Source organism: Nocardia sp. NPDC004722 (assembly GCF_053601505.1).
This window is the reverse complement of record NZ_JBSGBY010000106.1, coordinates 1-17,598: the sequence shown is the minus strand read 5'-3', so window position 1 is coordinate 17,598 and position 17,598 is coordinate 1. Positions and strand designations below refer to the sequence as shown.

Annotated in this window: 21 protein-coding genes, 1 tRNA gene and 1 riboswitch; of the genes, 10 read left to right on the top strand and 12 right to left on the bottom strand. The window is 67.3% G+C overall.

Annotation, left to right across the window (positions count from 1 at the left end):
- Window positions 1-153: SDR family NAD(P)-dependent oxidoreductase (locus ACWELQ_RS13550; RefSeq protein ID WP_452397336.1), on the bottom strand; the 153-nt coding region annotated here is incomplete at its 3' end.
- A gap of 139 nt (window positions 154-292) precedes the next feature.
- Here ACWELQ_RS13550 and ACWELQ_RS13545 point away from each other — a divergent pair.
- Window positions 293-1,135, top strand: a complete 843-nt coding sequence (locus tag ACWELQ_RS13545) for a helix-turn-helix transcriptional regulator (RefSeq protein ID WP_452397335.1) — start codon at window positions 293-295, stop codon at window positions 1,133-1,135.
- Between the two features lie 3 nt (window positions 1,136-1,138).
- Here ACWELQ_RS13545 and ACWELQ_RS13540 read toward each other — a convergent pair whose 3' ends face one another.
- From ACWELQ_RS13540 to ACWELQ_RS13530, 3 genes are all read right to left on the bottom strand, one after another.
- Window positions 1,139-2,125: a cation diffusion facilitator family transporter gene (locus ACWELQ_RS13540; protein ID WP_452397334.1), complete on the bottom strand. Its 987-nt coding sequence runs from the start codon at window positions 2,123-2,125 to the stop codon at window positions 1,139-1,141.
- A 64-nt stretch (window positions 2,126-2,189) separates the two neighbouring features.
- Entirely contained in the window at window positions 2,190-2,366 is a 177-nt protein-coding gene (locus ACWELQ_RS13535) for a hypothetical protein (RefSeq protein ID WP_452397333.1), read from the bottom strand.
- Window positions 2,367-2,411: 45 nt separating this feature from the next.
- Window positions 2,412-3,512: an aryl-sulfate sulfotransferase gene (locus ACWELQ_RS13530; protein WP_452397332.1), complete on the bottom strand. Its 1,101-nt coding sequence runs from the start codon at window positions 3,510-3,512 to the stop codon at window positions 2,412-2,414.
- A gap of 136 nt (window positions 3,513-3,648) precedes the next feature.
- Between ACWELQ_RS13530 and ACWELQ_RS13525 the strand changes: the two genes are divergently transcribed.
- A complete protein-coding gene (locus ACWELQ_RS13525) occupies window positions 3,649-4,239 on the top strand; it encodes a helix-turn-helix domain-containing protein (RefSeq protein WP_452397331.1) in 591 nt (196 codons plus the stop codon).
- Window positions 4,240-4,346: 107 nt separating this feature from the next.
- Here the strand turns inward: ACWELQ_RS13525 and ACWELQ_RS13520 are convergent, their stop codons facing one another.
- From ACWELQ_RS13520 to ACWELQ_RS13500, 5 genes are all read right to left on the bottom strand, one after another.
- Entirely contained in the window at window positions 4,347-5,000 is a 654-nt protein-coding gene (locus ACWELQ_RS13520; protein ID WP_452397330.1) for a hypothetical protein, read from the bottom strand.
- Between the two features lie 105 nt (window positions 5,001-5,105).
- Complete coding sequence (locus ACWELQ_RS13515) at window positions 5,106-5,900, bottom strand: alpha/beta fold hydrolase (RefSeq protein ID WP_452397329.1); 795 nt, start codon at window positions 5,898-5,900, stop codon at window positions 5,106-5,108.
- A gap of 79 nt (window positions 5,901-5,979) precedes the next feature.
- Entirely contained in the window at window positions 5,980-6,165 is a 186-nt protein-coding gene (gene dmpI, locus ACWELQ_RS13510) for a 4-oxalocrotonate tautomerase DmpI (RefSeq protein ID WP_036545806.1), read from the bottom strand.
- A 150-nt stretch (window positions 6,166-6,315) separates the two neighbouring features.
- Complete coding sequence (locus tag ACWELQ_RS13505) at window positions 6,316-7,209, bottom strand: LysR substrate-binding domain-containing protein (protein WP_452397328.1); 894 nt, start codon at window positions 7,207-7,209, stop codon at window positions 6,316-6,318.
- Between the two features lie 15 nt (window positions 7,210-7,224).
- Complete coding sequence (locus ACWELQ_RS13500) at window positions 7,225-7,551, bottom strand: hypothetical protein (RefSeq protein WP_452397327.1); 327 nt, start codon at window positions 7,549-7,551, stop codon at window positions 7,225-7,227.
- A 300-nt stretch (window positions 7,552-7,851) separates the two neighbouring features.
- Here ACWELQ_RS13500 and ACWELQ_RS13495 point away from each other — a divergent pair, with 300 nt between their 5' ends.
- Complete coding sequence (locus ACWELQ_RS13495; RefSeq protein WP_452397326.1) at window positions 7,852-8,622, top strand: hypothetical protein; 771 nt, start codon at window positions 7,852-7,854, stop codon at window positions 8,620-8,622.
- Complete coding sequence (locus ACWELQ_RS13490) at window positions 8,606-9,079, top strand: NUDIX domain-containing protein (protein WP_452397325.1); 474 nt, start codon at window positions 8,606-8,608, stop codon at window positions 9,077-9,079. Before ACWELQ_RS13495 ends, ACWELQ_RS13490 begins: the two co-directional genes overlap by 17 nt.
- Before the next feature lie 4 nt (window positions 9,080-9,083).
- Here ACWELQ_RS13490 and ACWELQ_RS13485 read toward each other — a convergent pair whose 3' ends face one another.
- A complete protein-coding gene (locus ACWELQ_RS13485) occupies window positions 9,084-9,992 on the bottom strand; it encodes a dienelactone hydrolase family protein (RefSeq protein ID WP_452397324.1) in 909 nt (302 codons plus the stop codon).
- A gap of 150 nt (window positions 9,993-10,142) precedes the next feature.
- Between ACWELQ_RS13485 and ACWELQ_RS13480 the strand changes: the two genes are divergently transcribed.
- Together ACWELQ_RS13480 and ACWELQ_RS13475 are read left to right on the top strand one after the other, a co-directional pair.
- Window positions 10,143-10,742: a DUF6636 domain-containing protein gene (locus tag ACWELQ_RS13480; protein ID WP_452397323.1), complete on the top strand. Its 600-nt coding sequence runs from the start codon at window positions 10,143-10,145 to the stop codon at window positions 10,740-10,742.
- A gap of 17 nt (window positions 10,743-10,759) precedes the next feature.
- Window positions 10,760-11,599, top strand: a complete 840-nt coding sequence (locus ACWELQ_RS13475) for a class I SAM-dependent methyltransferase (RefSeq protein WP_452397322.1) — start codon at window positions 10,760-10,762, stop codon at window positions 11,597-11,599.
- On the opposite strand, the gene ACWELQ_RS13470 is transcribed toward ACWELQ_RS13475, so the two are convergent.
- Both ACWELQ_RS13470 and ACWELQ_RS13465 read right to left on the bottom strand, forming a co-directional pair.
- Window positions 11,542-12,630, bottom strand: coding sequence for a HoxN/HupN/NixA family nickel/cobalt transporter (locus ACWELQ_RS13470; protein ID WP_452397321.1), 1,089 nt, complete (start codon window positions 12,628-12,630; stop codon window positions 11,542-11,544). The genes ACWELQ_RS13475 and ACWELQ_RS13470 overlap by 58 nt on opposite strands.
- A gap of 27 nt (window positions 12,631-12,657) precedes the next feature.
- A riboswitch (cobalamin riboswitch) is annotated at window positions 12,658-12,846 on the bottom strand.
- A gap of 33 nt (window positions 12,847-12,879) precedes the next feature.
- Window positions 12,880-14,517: a long-chain fatty acid--CoA ligase gene (locus ACWELQ_RS13465; RefSeq protein WP_452397320.1), complete on the bottom strand. Its 1,638-nt coding sequence runs from the start codon at window positions 14,515-14,517 to the stop codon at window positions 12,880-12,882.
- 485 nt (window positions 14,518-15,002) lie between these two features.
- Between ACWELQ_RS13465 and ACWELQ_RS13460 the strand changes: the two genes are divergently transcribed.
- The 4 genes from ACWELQ_RS13460 to ACWELQ_RS13445 all read left to right on the top strand — a co-directional run bounded on the left by ACWELQ_RS13460 (window position 15,003) and on the right by ACWELQ_RS13445 (window position 17,505).
- Complete coding sequence (locus ACWELQ_RS13460; protein ID WP_452397319.1) at window positions 15,003-16,469, top strand: flavin-containing monooxygenase; 1,467 nt, start codon at window positions 15,003-15,005, stop codon at window positions 16,467-16,469.
- A gap of 85 nt (window positions 16,470-16,554) precedes the next feature.
- Window positions 16,555-16,938, top strand: coding sequence for a DUF5313 family protein (locus ACWELQ_RS13455; RefSeq protein WP_452397318.1), 384 nt, complete (start codon window positions 16,555-16,557; stop codon window positions 16,936-16,938).
- Between the two features lie 79 nt (window positions 16,939-17,017).
- Window positions 17,018-17,090: transfer RNA gene (locus ACWELQ_RS13450), tRNA-Arg, on the top strand.
- 184 nt (window positions 17,091-17,274) lie between these two features.
- Window positions 17,275-17,505 (top strand): hypothetical protein, encoded by a 231-nt coding sequence (locus tag ACWELQ_RS13445; RefSeq protein ID WP_452397317.1) that lies wholly within the window; start codon window positions 17,275-17,277, stop codon window positions 17,503-17,505.
- Window positions 17,506-17,598: the final 93 nt, after the last annotated feature.

Genomic DNA, 17,598 nt, shown 5'->3' with positions numbered 1-17,598 from the left:
CTTCGCGGCCAGGGTCTCCAGCCGGTCGGCCCGCCGGGCCAGCAGCGCCACCCGGGCCCCGTTGCGGGCCAGCAGCAGTGCGGTGGCCTCGCCCATGCCGCTGGCGGCTCCGGCGATGACGGCGGTCCGACCGGTCAGGTTCTCGTAGCTCATGTCCGAAAGCTCCTTCGCTGTGTTGCTTTGAACTGCTGTGTTGCTTGTGAACTCATCCTGCAAGCGCGCGAAGGGCCCAGCGAGGGCACCGGTTTTCCTGGGTCTGCCAGTACCAGGATGGTTTCGTAGGCTGGGTGTCATGCAGACCGACCTGGGCGATTTCCTCCGTTCCCGCCGCTCCCGCATTCGTCCCGAGGACGCGGGCCTGCGGGAGTACGGCCGCCGCCGGGTCCCCGGCCTGCGTCGCGAGGAAGTGGCGCAACTGGCCGGCGTCAGCGTCGACTACTACATCCGCCTGGAACAGGGCCGCGGCAAACACGTCTCGGACGCGGTGCTCGACGCGGTCGCCCGCGCATTACGCCTGACCGATCCCGAACGCCTGCACCTCTACGCCCTGGCCCGCCCGAACGGCACCGTCGACGCCCACCCCACCACGACCACCGGCGTCTACCGCGACACCATTCGCCCGGGCGCGCGGCTGATCCTCGATTCCCTCACCGCCCCCGCCTTCATCCTCGGCCGCCGCATGGACGTGCTGGCCTGGAACACCATGGGCGACTTGGTCTCCGGCTTCTCCCGCGTCCCCGCCGCCGAACGCAACCAGGCCCGCTACCTGTTCCTGAATCCGGCCGCCGCCACCCTCTACCCCGACTGGGAGACCGTCGCCGCCGAAACCGTCGCCTACCTGCGCCGCGACGCGGGCCTGCATCCGGACGACCCGGAGACCGACGCGCTGATCGAGGCGCTCTCCGCCAGCAGCCCCGCCTTCCGCCGCCACTGGGACGGGCACCCGATCAAGGAGAAAACCTTCGGCGCCAAGCTCATTCATCACCCGGAGGTCGGCCCCCTGGAGCTGGGCTACGAAACCCTGCTGCTCCCAGGCGATCCGGACCAGCTCCTGGTCATCTACACCGCCCCGCCGGGCTCCCCGGCGGCCGCGGCCCTGTCCCGCCTGGCCGAACGGCATGCGGTGAGCGTGTGAATCTCAGTTCGTGGAAATGGTTTTGCGGTGGACCGGGCCGTGGGGTTCGGCGCAGTGGGGTTCGTGGTCGTGGTCGTCTTCGGGGCATTCGTCGTGGTCGGTGAAATCGACCTGGAGGACTGCGTGGTCGATGTGGTGCTTGTCGGCCAGCATGTGGGCGACCGAGGCGCGGACCGCCTGGCTGTCCGCGCCGGGGGCGACCAGGATGTGGGCCGAGAGTGACGGGACGCCGGAGGTGATCTCCCAGATGTGCAGGTCGTGGACCTCGACCACGGAGTCGACGGCGGCCATCTCGGCGCCGATCTCGACCGGGTCCAGGTAGCTGGGCGCGGCCTCGAGGAAGATCCGGCCCGAGGCGCGGACCAGGCCGACGCCGGCCTTCACCATGAGCACGACCACGATCAGGGTGGCGATGCCGTCGGCGCGGGCGAAGCCGGTGAGCATGATGATCAGACCGGCGACGGCGGTGGCGATGAAGGCGAACAGGTCGTTGAGGATGTGCTGGTACGCGCCCTCGACATTGAGACTGGTCCGGTTGGCGCGGCTGATCATCCAGCTGGCCAGCACGTTCACCACGATGCCGATCAGCGCGGTGACCAGCACCAGGCCGCCGGTCACGTCGGGCGGGTCGATGAGGCGGCGGATCGCCTCGTAGGTGAGCCAGGCCGCCAGGCCCAGCAGGGTCAGGCCGTTGGCCTGGGCGGAGAGGATCTCGGCGCGCTTCCAGCCGTAGGTCATGCGGCCCTCGGCGGGCTTGGCGGCCAGCCGGATCGCCCACAGCGCCAACACGATCGAGGCCGCGTCGGTCAGCATGTGCGCGGCGTCGGACAGCAGTGCCAGTGATCCCGCGATCAGGCCGACCACGACCTCACCGAGCAGAAACGCCACGATCACCGCCAGCGCGCCGGCCAGCCAGCGCTTGTCGCTGTCGGCGGTCGCGCCGTGCGAGTGCCCGTGATCGTGTCCGTGCTCGTGCGAATGCCCGCCCATAACCCTCCTCGGTAGTGCCCGACGAACACCATATGCATGAATCGCTATGTATGCAATATTCAGCCTACGAAAGATCCCGGAAGGTCATGAGGAACCCGGCACAGGCAATGAGGAACAGGGCCGTGAAACCGATCACCCGCAGCCACAGCCAGGGCCAGTCCCGGACCCACAGTCCGGTGAGCATGACCCCGACCAGCATCAACGCCCCGTAGAGCGGTGTTCGCTGCGGATGGCGACCCATATCTCCTGCATACCCCTGTTCCGACGATCAGTCATGCGCGCCGCGCTACAACCAGGGGATCTCCTCGGCGGCGTACCGGTAGGCGCGGAAGATCGCGTTCGAGACGCCCGGGAAGACCGCGGCCGTGTCGGCGTCCGGATACTCGGTGAACGACGGCACCACGTACTCCCACACGATCCGCCGCTCCCGGGTCACCTCGAAGATCCGCCCGAACGCCGCCTCGGTGACGAGCGTATTGCCGTTGGACAGCCGCTGCGCCCCGCCCATGTACGGGGTGAAGAACGCCTCGCGCGGCGAATCCTGGTAGGTCCACACGAGTTCGCCTGTCGCCAGGTCGATTTCGAGGACACGGCTGTAGGTCACCGATTCGCCGGTACGGAACGTGCCGTTGTCCAGCAACAGGATTCGGCCGTCACCGACGGGCGTGGCGTGGTGCTGCTGCGCGACGGTGCCGCGATCGGCGAGCAGCCGATAGCCACCGGTACCCCGGTCGATCACGATGACCGCCGACACGCTGCGCAGGCTCGCCACCACCGTGTTCTCGTCCAGCGGGTACACGCTGTTGATGAGCGGCCAGTGCTCGCGCCAGTAATGCGGTTGCAGCACAGCGTCTTCCGGATCCAGGTGCGCGGCGGCCTGCCACTCCCACAGCAGGGTGCCGTCCGCGGCGACCTCGCGGATCACATCGGCCCACACCACGCCGTCCGCCTCGCTGCCGGGGACACCGCCGCGAATGCGGGCCGCCGCCGCGCCGGTCAGCGGTTCGACCGCGGTGTAGAGGATGCGCCCGTCGTCGTAATGGTGGGCGTCGTGGTGCTGTAGGTCGTCGCGGTGCTCGGCGAGCAGGGTGCCGTCGGGGGCGTACTTCCCGAGCGAACCGCCGCTGTACTTGCGCCACATGGGAAACAGCACGCCGGCGGCGAGGGTCGCGCCGTTGTAGGCGAGGGAGCCGTCGGGCAGCAGCCGGGCATGGCGACCGGGGCGGTGGGGCAGCTGCCAGCGATGCACGCGCTCACCGGCCAGGTCGACCAGGTCGACGATGCCGTTTCCGGCCAGCGGCGCGTACAGGGTGTACCCGGGGAAGGCCAGCTCAAGGTCGCTGCCGATGAGTCCGATGCCCCGGCGCTTGAGGGTGTTCTGCTCCACGATTCCTCCAAATATTCAGACTCACTGAATATTCAGTAGATTGAGTCCGGGCTGAAGGTTTCCGATCGGCTCGAGGCAAAACCTGGGCCGGGACGAGACACCGCCGACAATGACGGGTCGGAGGAAAGGCGAGGGCGTGGAGAGCGAACACGGACGGTGGCGGCGACTCGGACGGGTCGTGCACGCGCGGCGGCTGGACGCCGGGCTGACCCTCGCGCGGCTGGCCGAAATGACCGAGCTGTCACAGTCTTTCCTGAGTCAGTTCGAGAACGGGCACAGCAATTCGAGCCTGCGCTCACTGCAACGGATCGCGGATGCGTTGGGCGTCAACGCGACCGAGTTGCTGGCCGCGGCGGACGACGCGCCGCGGTCGCCGGTGGTTCGGGCCGGAGACGACACCCGGCTGCCGCAATCCGAGGCGGCCGACGGGTCGGTGCGCTCGCTCGTGCACGGCGAACGGGATCTGCGGGCGCTGGAATTCACCGGTGGCGCGGGACATGGCGAACGCGAATTCACCCACGCCAACGATGAATTGATCTATGTCGTGCGCGGTGCCATCAGCGTGGTGGCCGATGGTGCCGAGCACGAGCTCGCGGCCGGGGACACCTTCTATTGCACGGGCGGGGTCGCTCATCGCTGGTGGGCGCATACGCCGGAGACCACGACACTACTCGTGTCGGTGGCCGACACGCTGGCGATCCGCCGCCGCCCGCACCGAAAAGCCTAGAATCACAAGGGTGGACGCGATTCTCAGCACCATCGGCATCGTCGCGGTCGTCGGCTTGGCGGGGGCCGCCTACGCGGCGTTCCTGCTGCTACGCGGGCGCAAGTAAGTTAGTTGGCCACCACCGGCCAGGGGTAGAAGGCCAGGTGGATGAGCAGGACCACGAGTCCGGCGAGCAGGATGGCCGCGACCGGGTGCGCGCGGCGCTCCAGATAGCCGACGGTGCGAAACAGCGTGGGGAACGGGACATCCCGGCTGAAGAACATGGCCAGGATGCTCGGCACGATCACCCACATGAGCGCGATCAGGCCGTAGAGGACGTACGCGCCCAGATACGAGTGCGGATGCATGCCGCGATCGGCCGCCGCGAACAGCACGCCGAAGACGTAGGTCCCGACGGCGGCGAGCAGGTAGCCCGCACCCAGCAGCGTGATCCGTGAATCCGTCTTGGTCACACGGCCGTTCACGGTGAGGGTGCGGCCCGCGACGGTTTGCACGACGGGCTCCGGCTTGGTCAGCTGTGGCACCGCGTAATAGGCGAGCAGCACGATCACCGCGACCACCACCAGCCGGACCCACGCGTGCTGGGTTTCGAGGTGCCCGATCGTATTGGAGATGGTCGGCCATCCGGCCAGCCTGAACACCGACGCGAGTTCGGACACGGCGATCGCCAGCCCCGCGAGGCCCCACATGCAATAGCCCCAGAATTCCACCGAGCGTCCCGCCGCCGTCGGCACGGCGTCGCTGCCGACATCCTCTGTCATACTGCCGGTTTATCATCAAAAATTGGCTCTACCTGCATGCATACCCAGTCGATATCGGGTTGGAACTGCCTCGACACCTCCGAGTACCGGGTGGTCGGTCTCGCGTCAGTCCCGATCGAAGAACGCCGCGATCGCCTTGACGAAACCGGCTCCGTCCTCGAGCGGCAGTGCGTGACCGGCCTCGAATTCGAGGTACTCGGCGGCGGGAATGGCATCGGCGACCTCGCGCTGCTCGGCGATCGGGACGACCTGATCGTAGGCGCTGCCCAGCACCAGCGTGCGGGCGGTGATGCGCGGCAACAGGTCCCGGATATCGGCCGAGCGGTCCGCGGCGATCTGGACCGCCTTGCGTGGATCGAGCAGATCGGTGAAAGCGGCCACGGTCTGCTCGAAGACCTCGGTGCTCCAGCCGGCGAGGGTCTCGGGACGCAGCACAGTCAAAGGCAGCAGCCGAGCGAGGGCGGCGATGTCGGTCCGCAGCAGGTGCTGCCACAGATCGAACACCGCCTTCCCGCGGGTCCCGGTGACTGCCCAAGGCGCGTGCAGCACCAGCGATTCCACCCGATCCGGGTGACGCGCCGCGAGCGTGGCCGCGGTCACCGCGCCCAGGGAATGCCCGGCGAGCCGGAAAGTGGTCAGCCCGGCATGGTCGGCGGCCGCCAATACCTGTGCGGCCAGGTCGTCGACGGTCACGGTGTCGGGCGCGGTGGTGGCGCCGGAACCGGCATAGTTGGGGGCGACCACCGTGAAGCGGTCGCTCAGTTCGGCGATCGACTCGGTCCAGTTGGCTTCGGCATGGGCGAAGGTGCCGTGCACCAGGACCACGCCGGGACCGGTTCCGGCGACGAGGTATTCGACATTGCTGGGGCCGGTGCTCAGGGCTACGGGCGCGAAAGGCATGAGTGTTCCGTTCTCGACAGGTCGGTGACCGACAGCGTGACTGCCCGTTCTGGCAGTCCGCTGTCAGGCCCGGACCGGCTTACTTGCCGTCGGCGGTGAGGCGGCCGGCGGTGCCCCAGCTGTCGGCGGGGGTCTCGTGAATCCAGACCTGCACGGCCTCGGCCGGGATCTGATAGGCGTCGACGAAGGCGTCGGTAATGCGGCGCACCAGGTCGCGCTTCAGCTCGACGGTGCGGGGACCCTGCTGCACGGTGACGATGGGCATGATGATTCTCCTCGGTGAAAAATGTTGGCATACAGGCCATTTCGGAGATCTTGATTCCGATATCCGATCCGTTCGGCGGCCTGAGAACAGTTCACCGGAATTCCGTGCGCCGACCAATGGGCAGGTCGTGAGCACAGCGATAAGCGATCCTTATCGCGAATCGGGCTCGGCCAGCAGCGCCCCGAGCAGGCGCAGATTCTGTGAGGCGGCATCCGCGCGCACCGCCAGCGCGATGGGCAGGGTCATGCCCGGATCCGCGAAGGGCCGGAAGGCAACCCGCGCGTTGTGCACCTGCCGGGCATTCGACTCGTAGACCACCGTCCACATGGGGGATCCCGCGCCGATGGCGGCCAGCGTGTCCTGCAGCGTGGTGGAGGTGGGCGCGGGCGTGGGCTCGAAACCCGCACGCACACAGGCGTTCAGGACCAGATCGACGAGAGCGGGATGATTGCGCCGCTCGGTCAGCCGCAGCGGGATCGGGGCAAGATCCGTCAGCCGCACCGAATCCGCCTTCGCCAGCGGGTGTTTCGCGGGCAACGCCACTACCAGCGGATCATCCCAAGCGGGCAGGAAATCCAGCTCCGGACTCTCCCCGGGCTCCGGCGAGCGCACGAACGCCGCGTCCAACCGCCCATCGGCCACCTGCGCCACCCGATCCCGCACCGGCACGGCCACCAGTTCCACCTGCACCTGCGGCGCCTTCTCCGCGAAGGCGTCCAGCACCGCGTCCAACCGCTCACCCAGCCCGGTCACCGTCCCGAGCCGGAACAGCTCGGCCCGCCCACCGGCGAGGTCGGCCACGCTGGCCCGCGCCTGATCCGCCGCCGCCAGCACCGCGCGTGCCGCGGGCAGGAACCGCAATCCGGCCTCGGTCAATCGCACCCGCCGCGGCGATCGATCCAGCAACTGCACCCGCAGGTCCCGTTCCAACCGCTGGATCTGCTGACTCACCGCGGGCTGCGCAATATGCAACCGCTCCGCCGCCCGCCCGAAGTGCAGCTCCTCGGCAACGGTCACGAAATACCGCAACTGACGCAATTCCACCGATTCATCCAAACATCACCGCTGTGGGTGGGCATGACGGGCGTGGACATCTTCCGGGTGCACGGTGATTACGTCGAGCTGCTGGATCAGCAGCCCGGGTATCTCTCCGCCTTCGAAGTGCTCGGAGCCTGGGACCAGCACGGCTTCGGCATCCAGCCGTGTGGCTTGCGCTCTCAATTGGGCCAAAGGCGGGCGGCCGGAATTGGGGTCGTAGACGACCATGCCTGAGAAGTCGTAGCCGAGTCGTTCTGCCAACCCGCGGATCTGTGACTCGTCCCAGAGCTGAGCGATGCCGGATACGTCGGTTCGCACATACCCGAGAGCTGTTGGCTTGTAACGCATTATAGCCTCCCTGTTCGTCTGCCATCGATTGCGATGTCGCCGTGAACCTCGAGATAGAACCCGGCATAGTCGTCCGACTCGTCGCTGTCCGATTGGAGTTCGAGCACGCCGCCAGGGAATACGAACAACCGTGCGCGCGGCACAACTCTTGTGTCGTCTGGTTCATCGGTCATGGCTGCCCCTTGTCATCCGTATTCGCAACGGTAGAAACAGCGGCGGGACGCCTGAACTGTGTCAAGGACACTTCGCCAGGCGTTTGAAATGCCCACGGCGTCCCGTCGGGACACCTACGGTCTTGATATGACTCAGCAGCGCCTGGAGACAGCGATGCTCAGGGCGGGGCTCGGCTCAGCCGCGCTTGCCGCTGCCGTTGGAGTGGACGCCAAGACGGTGAATCGATGGCTGGCGGGGCGAGTCCCGCATCGTCGAACCCGGCTCCAAGTAGCCACTGTGCTCGGGGAAGCGGAGGAGGCGTTGTGGCCGACTTCCCGGCCCGATACGCAGCCGGGTGCACCCGCCACGGCAGAGGTGCTGGCTGCGTATGCGCATCGTGCTGAGATACCCAACGATCTCTGGGTGTCGCTGGTGCACAACGCGACCGAGCAGATAGACATCATCGGCTATGCCTATCCGTTCGTCTTCGAGCTACTCCCGAAGGCATCCGAACTCATTGCGGCCAAGGCGAATGCGGGATGTGTGGTTCGGCTCGGGTTCGCCGACCCTGATTGTGATCACGTGGGGGAGAGGGACACGCTGGAGCAGATGGGAGGAACTCTCGCAGGCCGGATCCGCAACGCGCTGTCTATGCTGGGACCGCTGGCCGACACTCCCGGATGTGCTGTGGGACTTCACTCGACGCACCTGTACAACTCGGTATTCCGGTTCGACTCGGAGATGATCGTCACTCCGTACCTGTTCCGGGCCAGGGGCTACCAGCACACCGCGCTATACCTGCGAAAGTTGTCTCCCCACGGCATATTCGAGTCGTTCGCGGACCAGTTCGAGCAGATATGGGGCACGACGATTCCCTACTCGACTAGGCAAGGATTCGGCAATGGGCTCACGGCGTGACTATTACCGAGACCCGAACGCGCCCAAGCCGAATTCGCTCAAGCCGGGTGGGTCGGCACTGGTTGTGGATCAGGTCGGGCGAGTACTGATGCAGCGGCGAGGCGACTCGGGGAATTGGTCGCTGCCGGGCGGGATCATGGAGGTCGGGGAAACCCTGGAAGGTTGCGTGATTCGCGAAACCTACGAGGAGACGGGGCTGGATATCGAGATCACGGGTCTGCTCGGCATTTACACCGATCCCGAGCACGTCATCGAGTACTCGGACGGTGAAGTCCGACAGGAGTTCGCGATCGTCTACCTCGGCCGGGTGGTGGGTGGCGAAATCCGGGTTTCGCACGAGTCCACCGAGGTTCGGTTCCTTTCGCTGGACGAGTTGGCGGATCTGCCGGTGCACCCGACCGTGCGGTTGCGGCTTCAGCATCACCGTGAGCAACGGCCGACTCCGTGGCTGGGCTAGTGGCTCAGGCCAGATATTTTCCGTACCAGTCGGTTACGCGGCGCCAGGCTTCCGCGGCGGCGGTTGGCTGGTAGCGGGGGCCGGTGTCGTTGAAGAAGGCGTGGTCGGCGTTGTCGGCTACGAAGGTGTCGTGGAGGAGGCCCGCCTGGTCGAGGGCGGATTCGGCGGCGGCGCGGGTGGCGTCGACGCGGGAGTCGAGGGCGCCGTAGACGGCCAGGACGGCGGCCTTGGAGCCGGTGAAGTGGCCGCCTTCGGGGAAGGGGCCGTAGAAGGGGGTGGCGGCGGCGAGCTCGGGCGTTCCGGAGGTGAGCAGTAGCCAGGTGAGGCCGCCGCCGAAGCAGAAACCGGTGGCGCCCAGCTTCTTTCCGGGGACGCGGCGGCCGAGTTCGGTCAGGCCCGCGCGCAGGTCGGCGACGAAGCGGTCGTTGGAGATCTTGCTCAAGGCGGCGGTCGCGGCGGCGTCATCGGTGAACGTGCCGGTGCCGCCTTCCTCGGAGAGCAGGTCGACGGCCAGCGCGGAATAGCCGATACCGGCGAAACGGCCGGTGATGGAACGGATGTGGTCGGTCAGGCCCTTGTTCTCGTGGATCACCAGCACGCCGCCCTTGGGGGTGGCGGCCTGGGCCCACGCCGCCTGCAACGTGCGACCGTCGGGGCCGGGCAGGGTGATCGCGGTGGACGGCAGGGCTGTCGCTTTCCCCGGTGGCGGAGCCGACGAGGTGGGCGAGGCCGCCGCCGTCGTGCTCGGCGCGGCCTGCTTCGCGGACTCCCCACAGGCCGCGAGCAATGCCACCGCGGCCGGTGTCCCGATGCCCATCAGCCCCAACCGCCGCAGCGCTTCCCGCCTGCTGAGCAGGCCCTCCACGTGATCGGTGGCGATTTCCTCCGCGATATAGCGCTGCAGCGGCGTCATGCCCTCAGCCTAGGCGGCACCTCCGGCCCGGTCCCGGCGAAAACGCTGTGGATATGCTCGAGCCGCCGACTGTTCACCTGCGCCAATTAACAATCTCTGCGAGTCGCACGAATGTTCCTGTGGCATAACCGAACTGAAAGCGATGTGATCATGCGAGCGTTGCTCACCGCGGCCGCGGCCGTCCTGCTGGTCGGTGTTCTGGCAGGGTGCGACCCGGCCACCAGTACGCCCGGAGCCGCTCCGACGATCCAGTCTGCCCAGGCCACCCAGCCCGCGCAGGGCACCCCGGCCACCACTCCGGCCAAAACCACCACCCTCCCCAACCGCGACGACGTGAACGTCGATGCCCGCGACTTCGAGCAGCAGGGCCACTACTACTTCCAGTCGCCCAGCCAGAACATCAAATGCGGCATCTACGTGGACAACCTCAACACCGTCGGCTGCCAGCTGAAGAACGCCACCGTCATCCCCGCGGGTCTGAGCTGCGCCAACAACCCCGCCCACGAGGTGGCCGCCGCCGTGCAGAACGGCAAGGCGCAATTCATCTGCCTCAACCAGGGCGTCTTCGTCGGCCCGCCCATCGACGGCTCGACCACGCCCGGCATGCACGAGGGCGGCGGCAAGGTGCTCGAGTACGGCCAGACCATCGGCGTGCGCGGGGTGATCTGCGAATCCATGACCGCCGGCGTCCGTTGCAGCGTGGACGGCCACGGCTTCTTCATCGCCGCCGAGACCCAGTCCCTGTTCTGACCACCTACGATGGCGGCGTGAGCATCGATCCGCTGTCGGTGAATCGCCGAAACTGGGATGCCCGCGCGGGAATTCACGCCGCCAGCCGCTTCTATCGGGACCGGGACGCGAGCTTCTGGTTCGCGCCCTTCGAATGGGAGACCCTCGGCGAGCTGCGTGACCGCGACATCCTGCACCTGCAATGCCATCTCGGCACGGAGACGGTCGAATTCGCGCGGCGCGGTGCCCGCGCGGTCGGCCTGGACTTCTCGCCGGAATCGATCAAACACGCCCGCGAATTGGCCGGGGACACCGTCGAATACGTGTGCGCGGACGTCTACGACACGCGAACGGCCCTGCCGGACAGGGATTTCGACATCATCTACACCGGCAAAGGCGCGCTCTGCTACCTGCCGGACCTGACCCCCTGGGCACGGGTGATCGCCGACCTGCTGCGCCCCGGCGGCCTGCTCTACCTGGTCGAATTCCATCCCCTGCTGCACGCCCTCGGCCCGACCCCGCCACCCGGTGTGGACCCGGATCAGCTCCTGCTGCACGACGATTACCTGGCGGGCCGGGGCGCACAGCGCCGCGACAGCGTCCACACCTACACCGACGGCCCCGACCTCACCACCGACACCACCGCCTACGAATGGCGGCACGGTCTCGGTGAGGTCGTCAACGCACTGCTGGCCGCCGGTCTGACCGTCACCGGTCTCACCGAGTCCGAGACGCTGCCCTGGCCCCGCTGGCCCGGCATGGTCCAGACCCTCGACGGCTGGTGGAAACTGCCGCCGCAGGCCCCGATCATCCCGCTGCTCTACGGCCTTTCGGCGGTCAAACCCCAGCGGGTCTCGACCTTCGCCAGCCGCCAGTAGCCCAGCGCGATCGCCCACACCGCCACGAACAGCCCGACGATCACGAATCCCACATTGTTGAGATCGATTCCGGCGATCCACGCTGTGACCGGGTCGGTGAGATCCAGCTTGTTGTGCAGCACGCCGACCAGTTCGATGGTGCCGATGAGGAACGCCACCGCGATCGAGAGCCCGGTGATGGTCAGGTTGTAGTACACCTTGCGCACCGGATTCGAGAACGCCCAGTGGTAGGCGAAGTTCATGAAGGTGCCGTCGAGCGTGTCGAACAGGCTCATGCCGGAGGCGAACAGCAGTGGCAGGCAGATGATCGCGTACCAGGGCAGGCCCGCGGCCGCGCCGGACCCGGCCATCACCATCAGCGTCACCTCGGTGGCGGTGTCGAAGCCGATCCCGAACAGCAGCCCGATCGGGTACATCTGGCCCGGCCGGGTGATGGACTTGGTCAGCCGCCCCAGGATCCGGTTGATGAAACCCCGGTTGTCCAGGTGCTTTTCGAGCTCGTGCTCATCGAATTCGCCCGCGCGCATGGCCTTGAAGACCCGCCAGATCCCGGCCAGCGCCACCAGGTTCAGCGCCGCGATCAGATACAGGAAGCTGCCCGAGCTGAGCGTGGCGACCAGGCCGAGATCCTTCCGGGTCGCGGAGTCGTCATCGGCCAGCGTGGTCGCGAACCGCGCCCCGGCCGCGATGCCGACCGCCAGCAGCACCACCACGGTCGAGTGCCCGAGCGCGAACCAGAAGCCCACGGACACCGGCCGTTTCCCGTCCGCCATCAGCTTGCGGGTGGTGTTGTCGATGGCGGCGATATGGTCGGCGTCGAAGGCGTGCCGCATGCCGAGCGTGTAGGCGGTGACGCCCAGCCCGACGCCGAACACCTGGGTGCCGACCGTGTAGTGCCCGGGCAGCACCAGCGCGAACAGAATCCCGAACGCCACCACGTGCATGACGGCGATGGTCGCGAGCAGTCCGCCGGTGCGGATCCAGTCGCGGCGTTCCCAGCGCAGGGCGGGAACAGGGTTGGGTACAGACACAGAGCAGCCTTCCAGCACCTCGTGGAACGGTTCAACGGTGCCGTGGCCGGTCTCCTGGCTGACGGGTCGAACACCGGCGCGCCTGGCCTTCCGGAATCTGGATTCCGTGACCCCTGCCCCCGAGGACAGGACGACGCATCGGCTAACCGATCACAGTGGCGAGGGCCGTGCCGGATTCACACCGGCTTCCCGAACACCACGGCGACCCTCACAGTAGGGGCCGCCGTGGCATCACCCGACAGCCGGGGTTCAGGACAGCGTGATGACGGTCAGGCTGCCGTCGGCGTGCTGGGCGCGCAGCCGCTTCTTGTCGAACTTGCCGACGCTGGTCTTGGGGACCTCGGCGATGAACGTCCAGTGCTCCGGCAGCTGCCATTTGGCGAACTTGGGGGCCAGGAAGTCGCGCAGCTCTTCGGGTTTCGCTTCCGAGCCCTCGACCAGCACGACCGCGACCAGCGGCCGCTCGTCCCACTTCTCGTCGGGGATGCCGATGACCGCGGCCTCGGCGACGGCCGGATGCCCGACCACCGCGTTCTCCAGATCCACCGACGAAATCCATTCGCCGCCGGACTTGATCACGTCCTTGGACCGGTCCACCAGCGTCAGATAGCCGTTCGGGCTGATCTTGCCGACATCGCCGGTGCGCAGCCAGCCGTCGTCGAACTTGTCGGGATCCACCTCGGCGCCGGAGGGGGAGTAGTACGACCCGGTGATCCAGGGCCCGCGAACCTCCAGCTCGCCCAGCGCCTCTCCGTCATTGGGCAGCACGCTGCCGTCGTCGCCGACCAGCCGCGCCTGCACGCCCGCCGGGAACCGGCCCTGGGTGTAGCGGTAGGCCCACGCCTCCTCGCCCTCGGACCCGGCCGGCGGGTGGCCGACCGAACCCAGTGGCGAGGTCTCGGTCATGCCCCACGCGTGCAGCAGCTTCACGTGGTGACGCTCCTCGAAGGCCCGCATCATCGACGGCGGCACCGCGGCGCCGCCGACCACACAGGTGCGCAGGTACGAGATGTCCTGCGGCTGCGCCTGCAACGCCGCCAGCACGCCGCCCCAGATGGTGGGCACGGCCGCGGCGAAGGTCGGCTTCTCCTGCTCCATCATCTGCAGCAGCGGCGCGGGCTGCAGGAAGCGGTCGGGCATGAGCACATTCGCACCCGACATGAGCGCCGCGTACGGGATGCCCCAGGCATTGGCGTGGAACAGCGGCACGATGGCCAGCACGGTGTCCGCGGCGGTGAAGCCCATGCCGTTGGGGGAGATCACCTGCATGGCGTGCAGCCAGTTGGAGCGGTGCGAGTACACGACGCCCTTGGGGTCGCCGGTGGTACCGGAGGTGTAGCACATGCCCGCCGCCGACCGCTCGTCGATGACCGGGAAGTCATAGCTGTCCGATTGCGCGGCAAGCAGTTCCGCGTACGCGTGCACGGTGACGCCCTCGGGCGCGGTCACGGTCGCGACATCCCCGTTGGCGACGATGACGTGGCGCACCGTCTTCAGATTCGGCAGGTACTGGTTGAACATCGGCACCAGCGAGCCGTCCACGATGACCACCTGGTCCTCGGCGTGGTTGGCCACGTACACCAGCTGCTCGGGGAACAACCGGATGTTCAGCGCGTGAAGCACCGCCCCCATCGCGGGCACCGCGATGTAGGCGACCATGTGCTCGTTGTTGTTCCACATGAACGTGCCGACCCGATCGCCGACGCCGATGCCCAGGTCACGCAGGGCATTGGCGAGGCGGGCGGCATCCTGGCCGATCTCGCGATAGGTCTGGGTGCGGACGCCGTCGCCGGTCCAGGTGGAGACGTGGCTGTCGCCCTGGAAGGTGGACGCGTAGCGCAGCAGTGTCGCGAGTGACAGCTGCTCGTCCTGCATGGTGCTCAACATTTCCCAACCGCTCCTTGCATGTACCTACTGGAGAGTGAACTGAGTCACTAGCGGCGAGCCTAGCTGAATTCGGACACGGTCGGTCGGGGGCCTGCGAGTACCGAAAATCTCGAGCTGCGGGCGGCGGACCCCACCTCCGCCACCCGCAGCTCGTGCCGACCCGCCGCCGCCCAACACGACGACCAGCCGGCTCCGCGGTCCTGATCGGCGTCGACGTGCTGACGCAGCCCCCTGCGGCGGCGCAGAATAGCCAATCACTAACCAGGACAAGCAAATTGGAGCAAGAACTTCCGTGAATATATTGAGTCCGGCACCGGGCTGTCCAGTCGGGGACAGCGTCGCAGGTCAGACCCTACTCACTGGCCCGGACAGTGAGCCGTGAGCGAGGTGAGCGTGCGCTTGCTCACAAGCGGTGGCCGAAAATACCGATTGACTGACCGGCGATGTCTGCATGACCAGCGAGAACGGCCTCTAACGTGGTGGTTATGCAGCGAGAGCCGTCCATCCTGATCATCGGTGCCGGGTTCGCCGGACTGGGCCTGGCCCTGGAATTGCGGCGGCACGGTCTGACCAACTTCACCATCCTGGAGAAGGCCGCGGATCTCGGCGGCGTGTGGCGCGAGAACACCTATCCGGGGGCCGCCTGCGATGTGCCGTCGCCGCTGTACTCGTGGTCGTTCGAGCCGAAATCCGATTGGCCGCGCCGGTTCTCGCAGCAGGCCGACATCCACGCCTATATGCGGACGGTCGCCGAGAAGTACGACCTGCCCGCCAAGATCCACTTCGGCAGCGAGGTCATCGACGCGGAATTCGATGAGCAGGGCGGCATCTGGCGCGTGCGCACCGCCGACGGCGTCACCCACGTCGCCGACATCCTCATCCCCGCGGTCGGTCAGCTCTCCCGCCCGGCCCTGCCCAACCTGCCCGGCATCGACACCTTCACCGGTGCGGCGTTCCACTCGGCCGAATGGGATCACTCGATCGATCTCACCGGCAAGCGGGTGGCCTGCATCGGCACGGGAGCCAGTGCCATTCAATACATTCCGGCCATCCAGCCGCGGGTCGCACAGCTGACCCTGTTCCAGCGCTCGGCCGCCTGGGTGCTGCCCAAGTTCGACACCGAATACACGCCGCTGCATCACGCCCTGTTCAAGCACGTGCCGGGCACCCGGCTGGCCGAACGATTCGCCATCTGGGCCTTCTTCGAGGTGATGGCGTTGGCGCTCACCGATGTTCCCGCCATCAAGACGCCGGTCATCGCCATCGCCGACCGGCATCGGGCCAAGCAGGTTCCCGATGAATCGCTGCGCGCCAAGCTGACTCCCGATTACGCGGCCGGTTGCAAGCGCGGCCTGTTCTCCAACGAGTACTTCCCCGCGCTGGCCCAGGACAATGTGCGGGTGGAGACCGCCGCCATCGAGGCGGTCACGCCGACCGGTATCCGCACCGCCGACGGCGTCGAGCACGCGGTCGACGTGATCGTCTACGGCACCGGGTTCAAGGGCACCGAGTTCCTCGCGCCGATGAACATCTATGGGCTGCAAGGCCGCAAGCTGTCCGACGAGTGGACGGAGGGCGCCCGCGCCTTCCTCGGCATGTCGGTGCCCGGCTTCCCGAACCTGTTCATGATGTACGGCCCGAACACCAACGTCGGGTCGGGCTCGATCATCTACATGCTGGAGTCGCAGGCCCGCTATATCCGGCAGGTGATCGAATACCTGGCGGTCCGGCCGGGCCGGTTCCTGTCCGCCCGGCCGGAAGCCGAGCAGGAATGGGACGACTGGCTGCAGCGGCGGCTGAAGGACACGCCGTGGAACTTCTGCTCGAGCTGGTATCGCAATGCCGCGGGGCGGATCACCAACAACTGGCCGGGCGCGACGCTGCTGTTCCGCTGGAAGACAAAGGCATTCGCGGCGTCGGACTATGCCGAGGGGCAGGCGGCGGGCCGCTAGCGGCCCGCCAGGCATAGGTCGAAGCTATGTCGACATAGAAAATTGCCTTCTACCAGGCAGTCTGGGCCGGGCGCAGGCTGAAGGCATGATCATCCAGCGCTCTCGCCCCGCCCTCATCGAGTGGCTCGGCTATGTCGTGGGCCGACCCATGCCCCTCGACCTTCAGGACTGGGTCCGCCGCGACCTCACCGGAAACCACGCCTACGCAAGGCATCTCGCCCGGGGCATGGTCCCCTTCCTCCCCATCTTCGCGGCCTTCCTGATCTTCTTCCCCGGCCCCGTCTGGATCCGCCTCGCCATGACCCTGTTGTCGCTGATCCTGGCCCTCTTCTACTGCGCCGCCTACATGGCCCCCAACCGCGCCCACCGCCTCGCCCAGCACCACCTCCCCGCCACCCTCGACGCCCCCGGCATCCTGCACGCCACCCCCGTCGAGCGTGCCCGCTACACCGCCAACCACCCGCACTGACCGGCCCGTCCCCGCGGATGCGGCCCCTGACGCCTCCTCCGGGTAGACTCCCCGACGACCAGGCCGGTCACCCCGACCAGCCCTCGTAGCTCAGGGGATAGAGCACCGCTCTCCTAAAGCGGGTGTCGCAGGTTCGAATCCTGCCGAGGGCACAGGCAAGATTCTCGATTCCTTCGGTCCGTTCCTTCGGGTCCGATGTGAATACTCAAACTGACTTGCGATCATTTCAGAAACTGGTCCGCTGACCATTTCTGCGTGATCTAATGCTGCCCAACGCGGGTGTGGCAACGCCTCGGCGACCATGTCGAGGGACACCCGAGGCAAGTGGGAGAAACGATGGTGGACAGTAATATTCGGCGGGCAGCCGGGTCGGTGGCCGCGCTCGCGGTGGCGGCCGGGTTCGCGGCCGTGGTGATGCCCGGCACGGCCGCGGCCGCCTCGGGAACCGTCACCTGGAACGACGGGAACAGCAAGTTCACCCGGACGGTCTCCGACACCAACCCGATCCCCGGCGAGACCATCACCGTCACGACGATGTGGGAGCGGACCGGCATCCCGGTCGAGTAGGCCGGACCATCCACAACCGTCCACAGGCCATTGGGCTGACCGATCACGCGACTGACACTGCCGTCGGACCAGGCGAATTGGCCCAGCGACGGT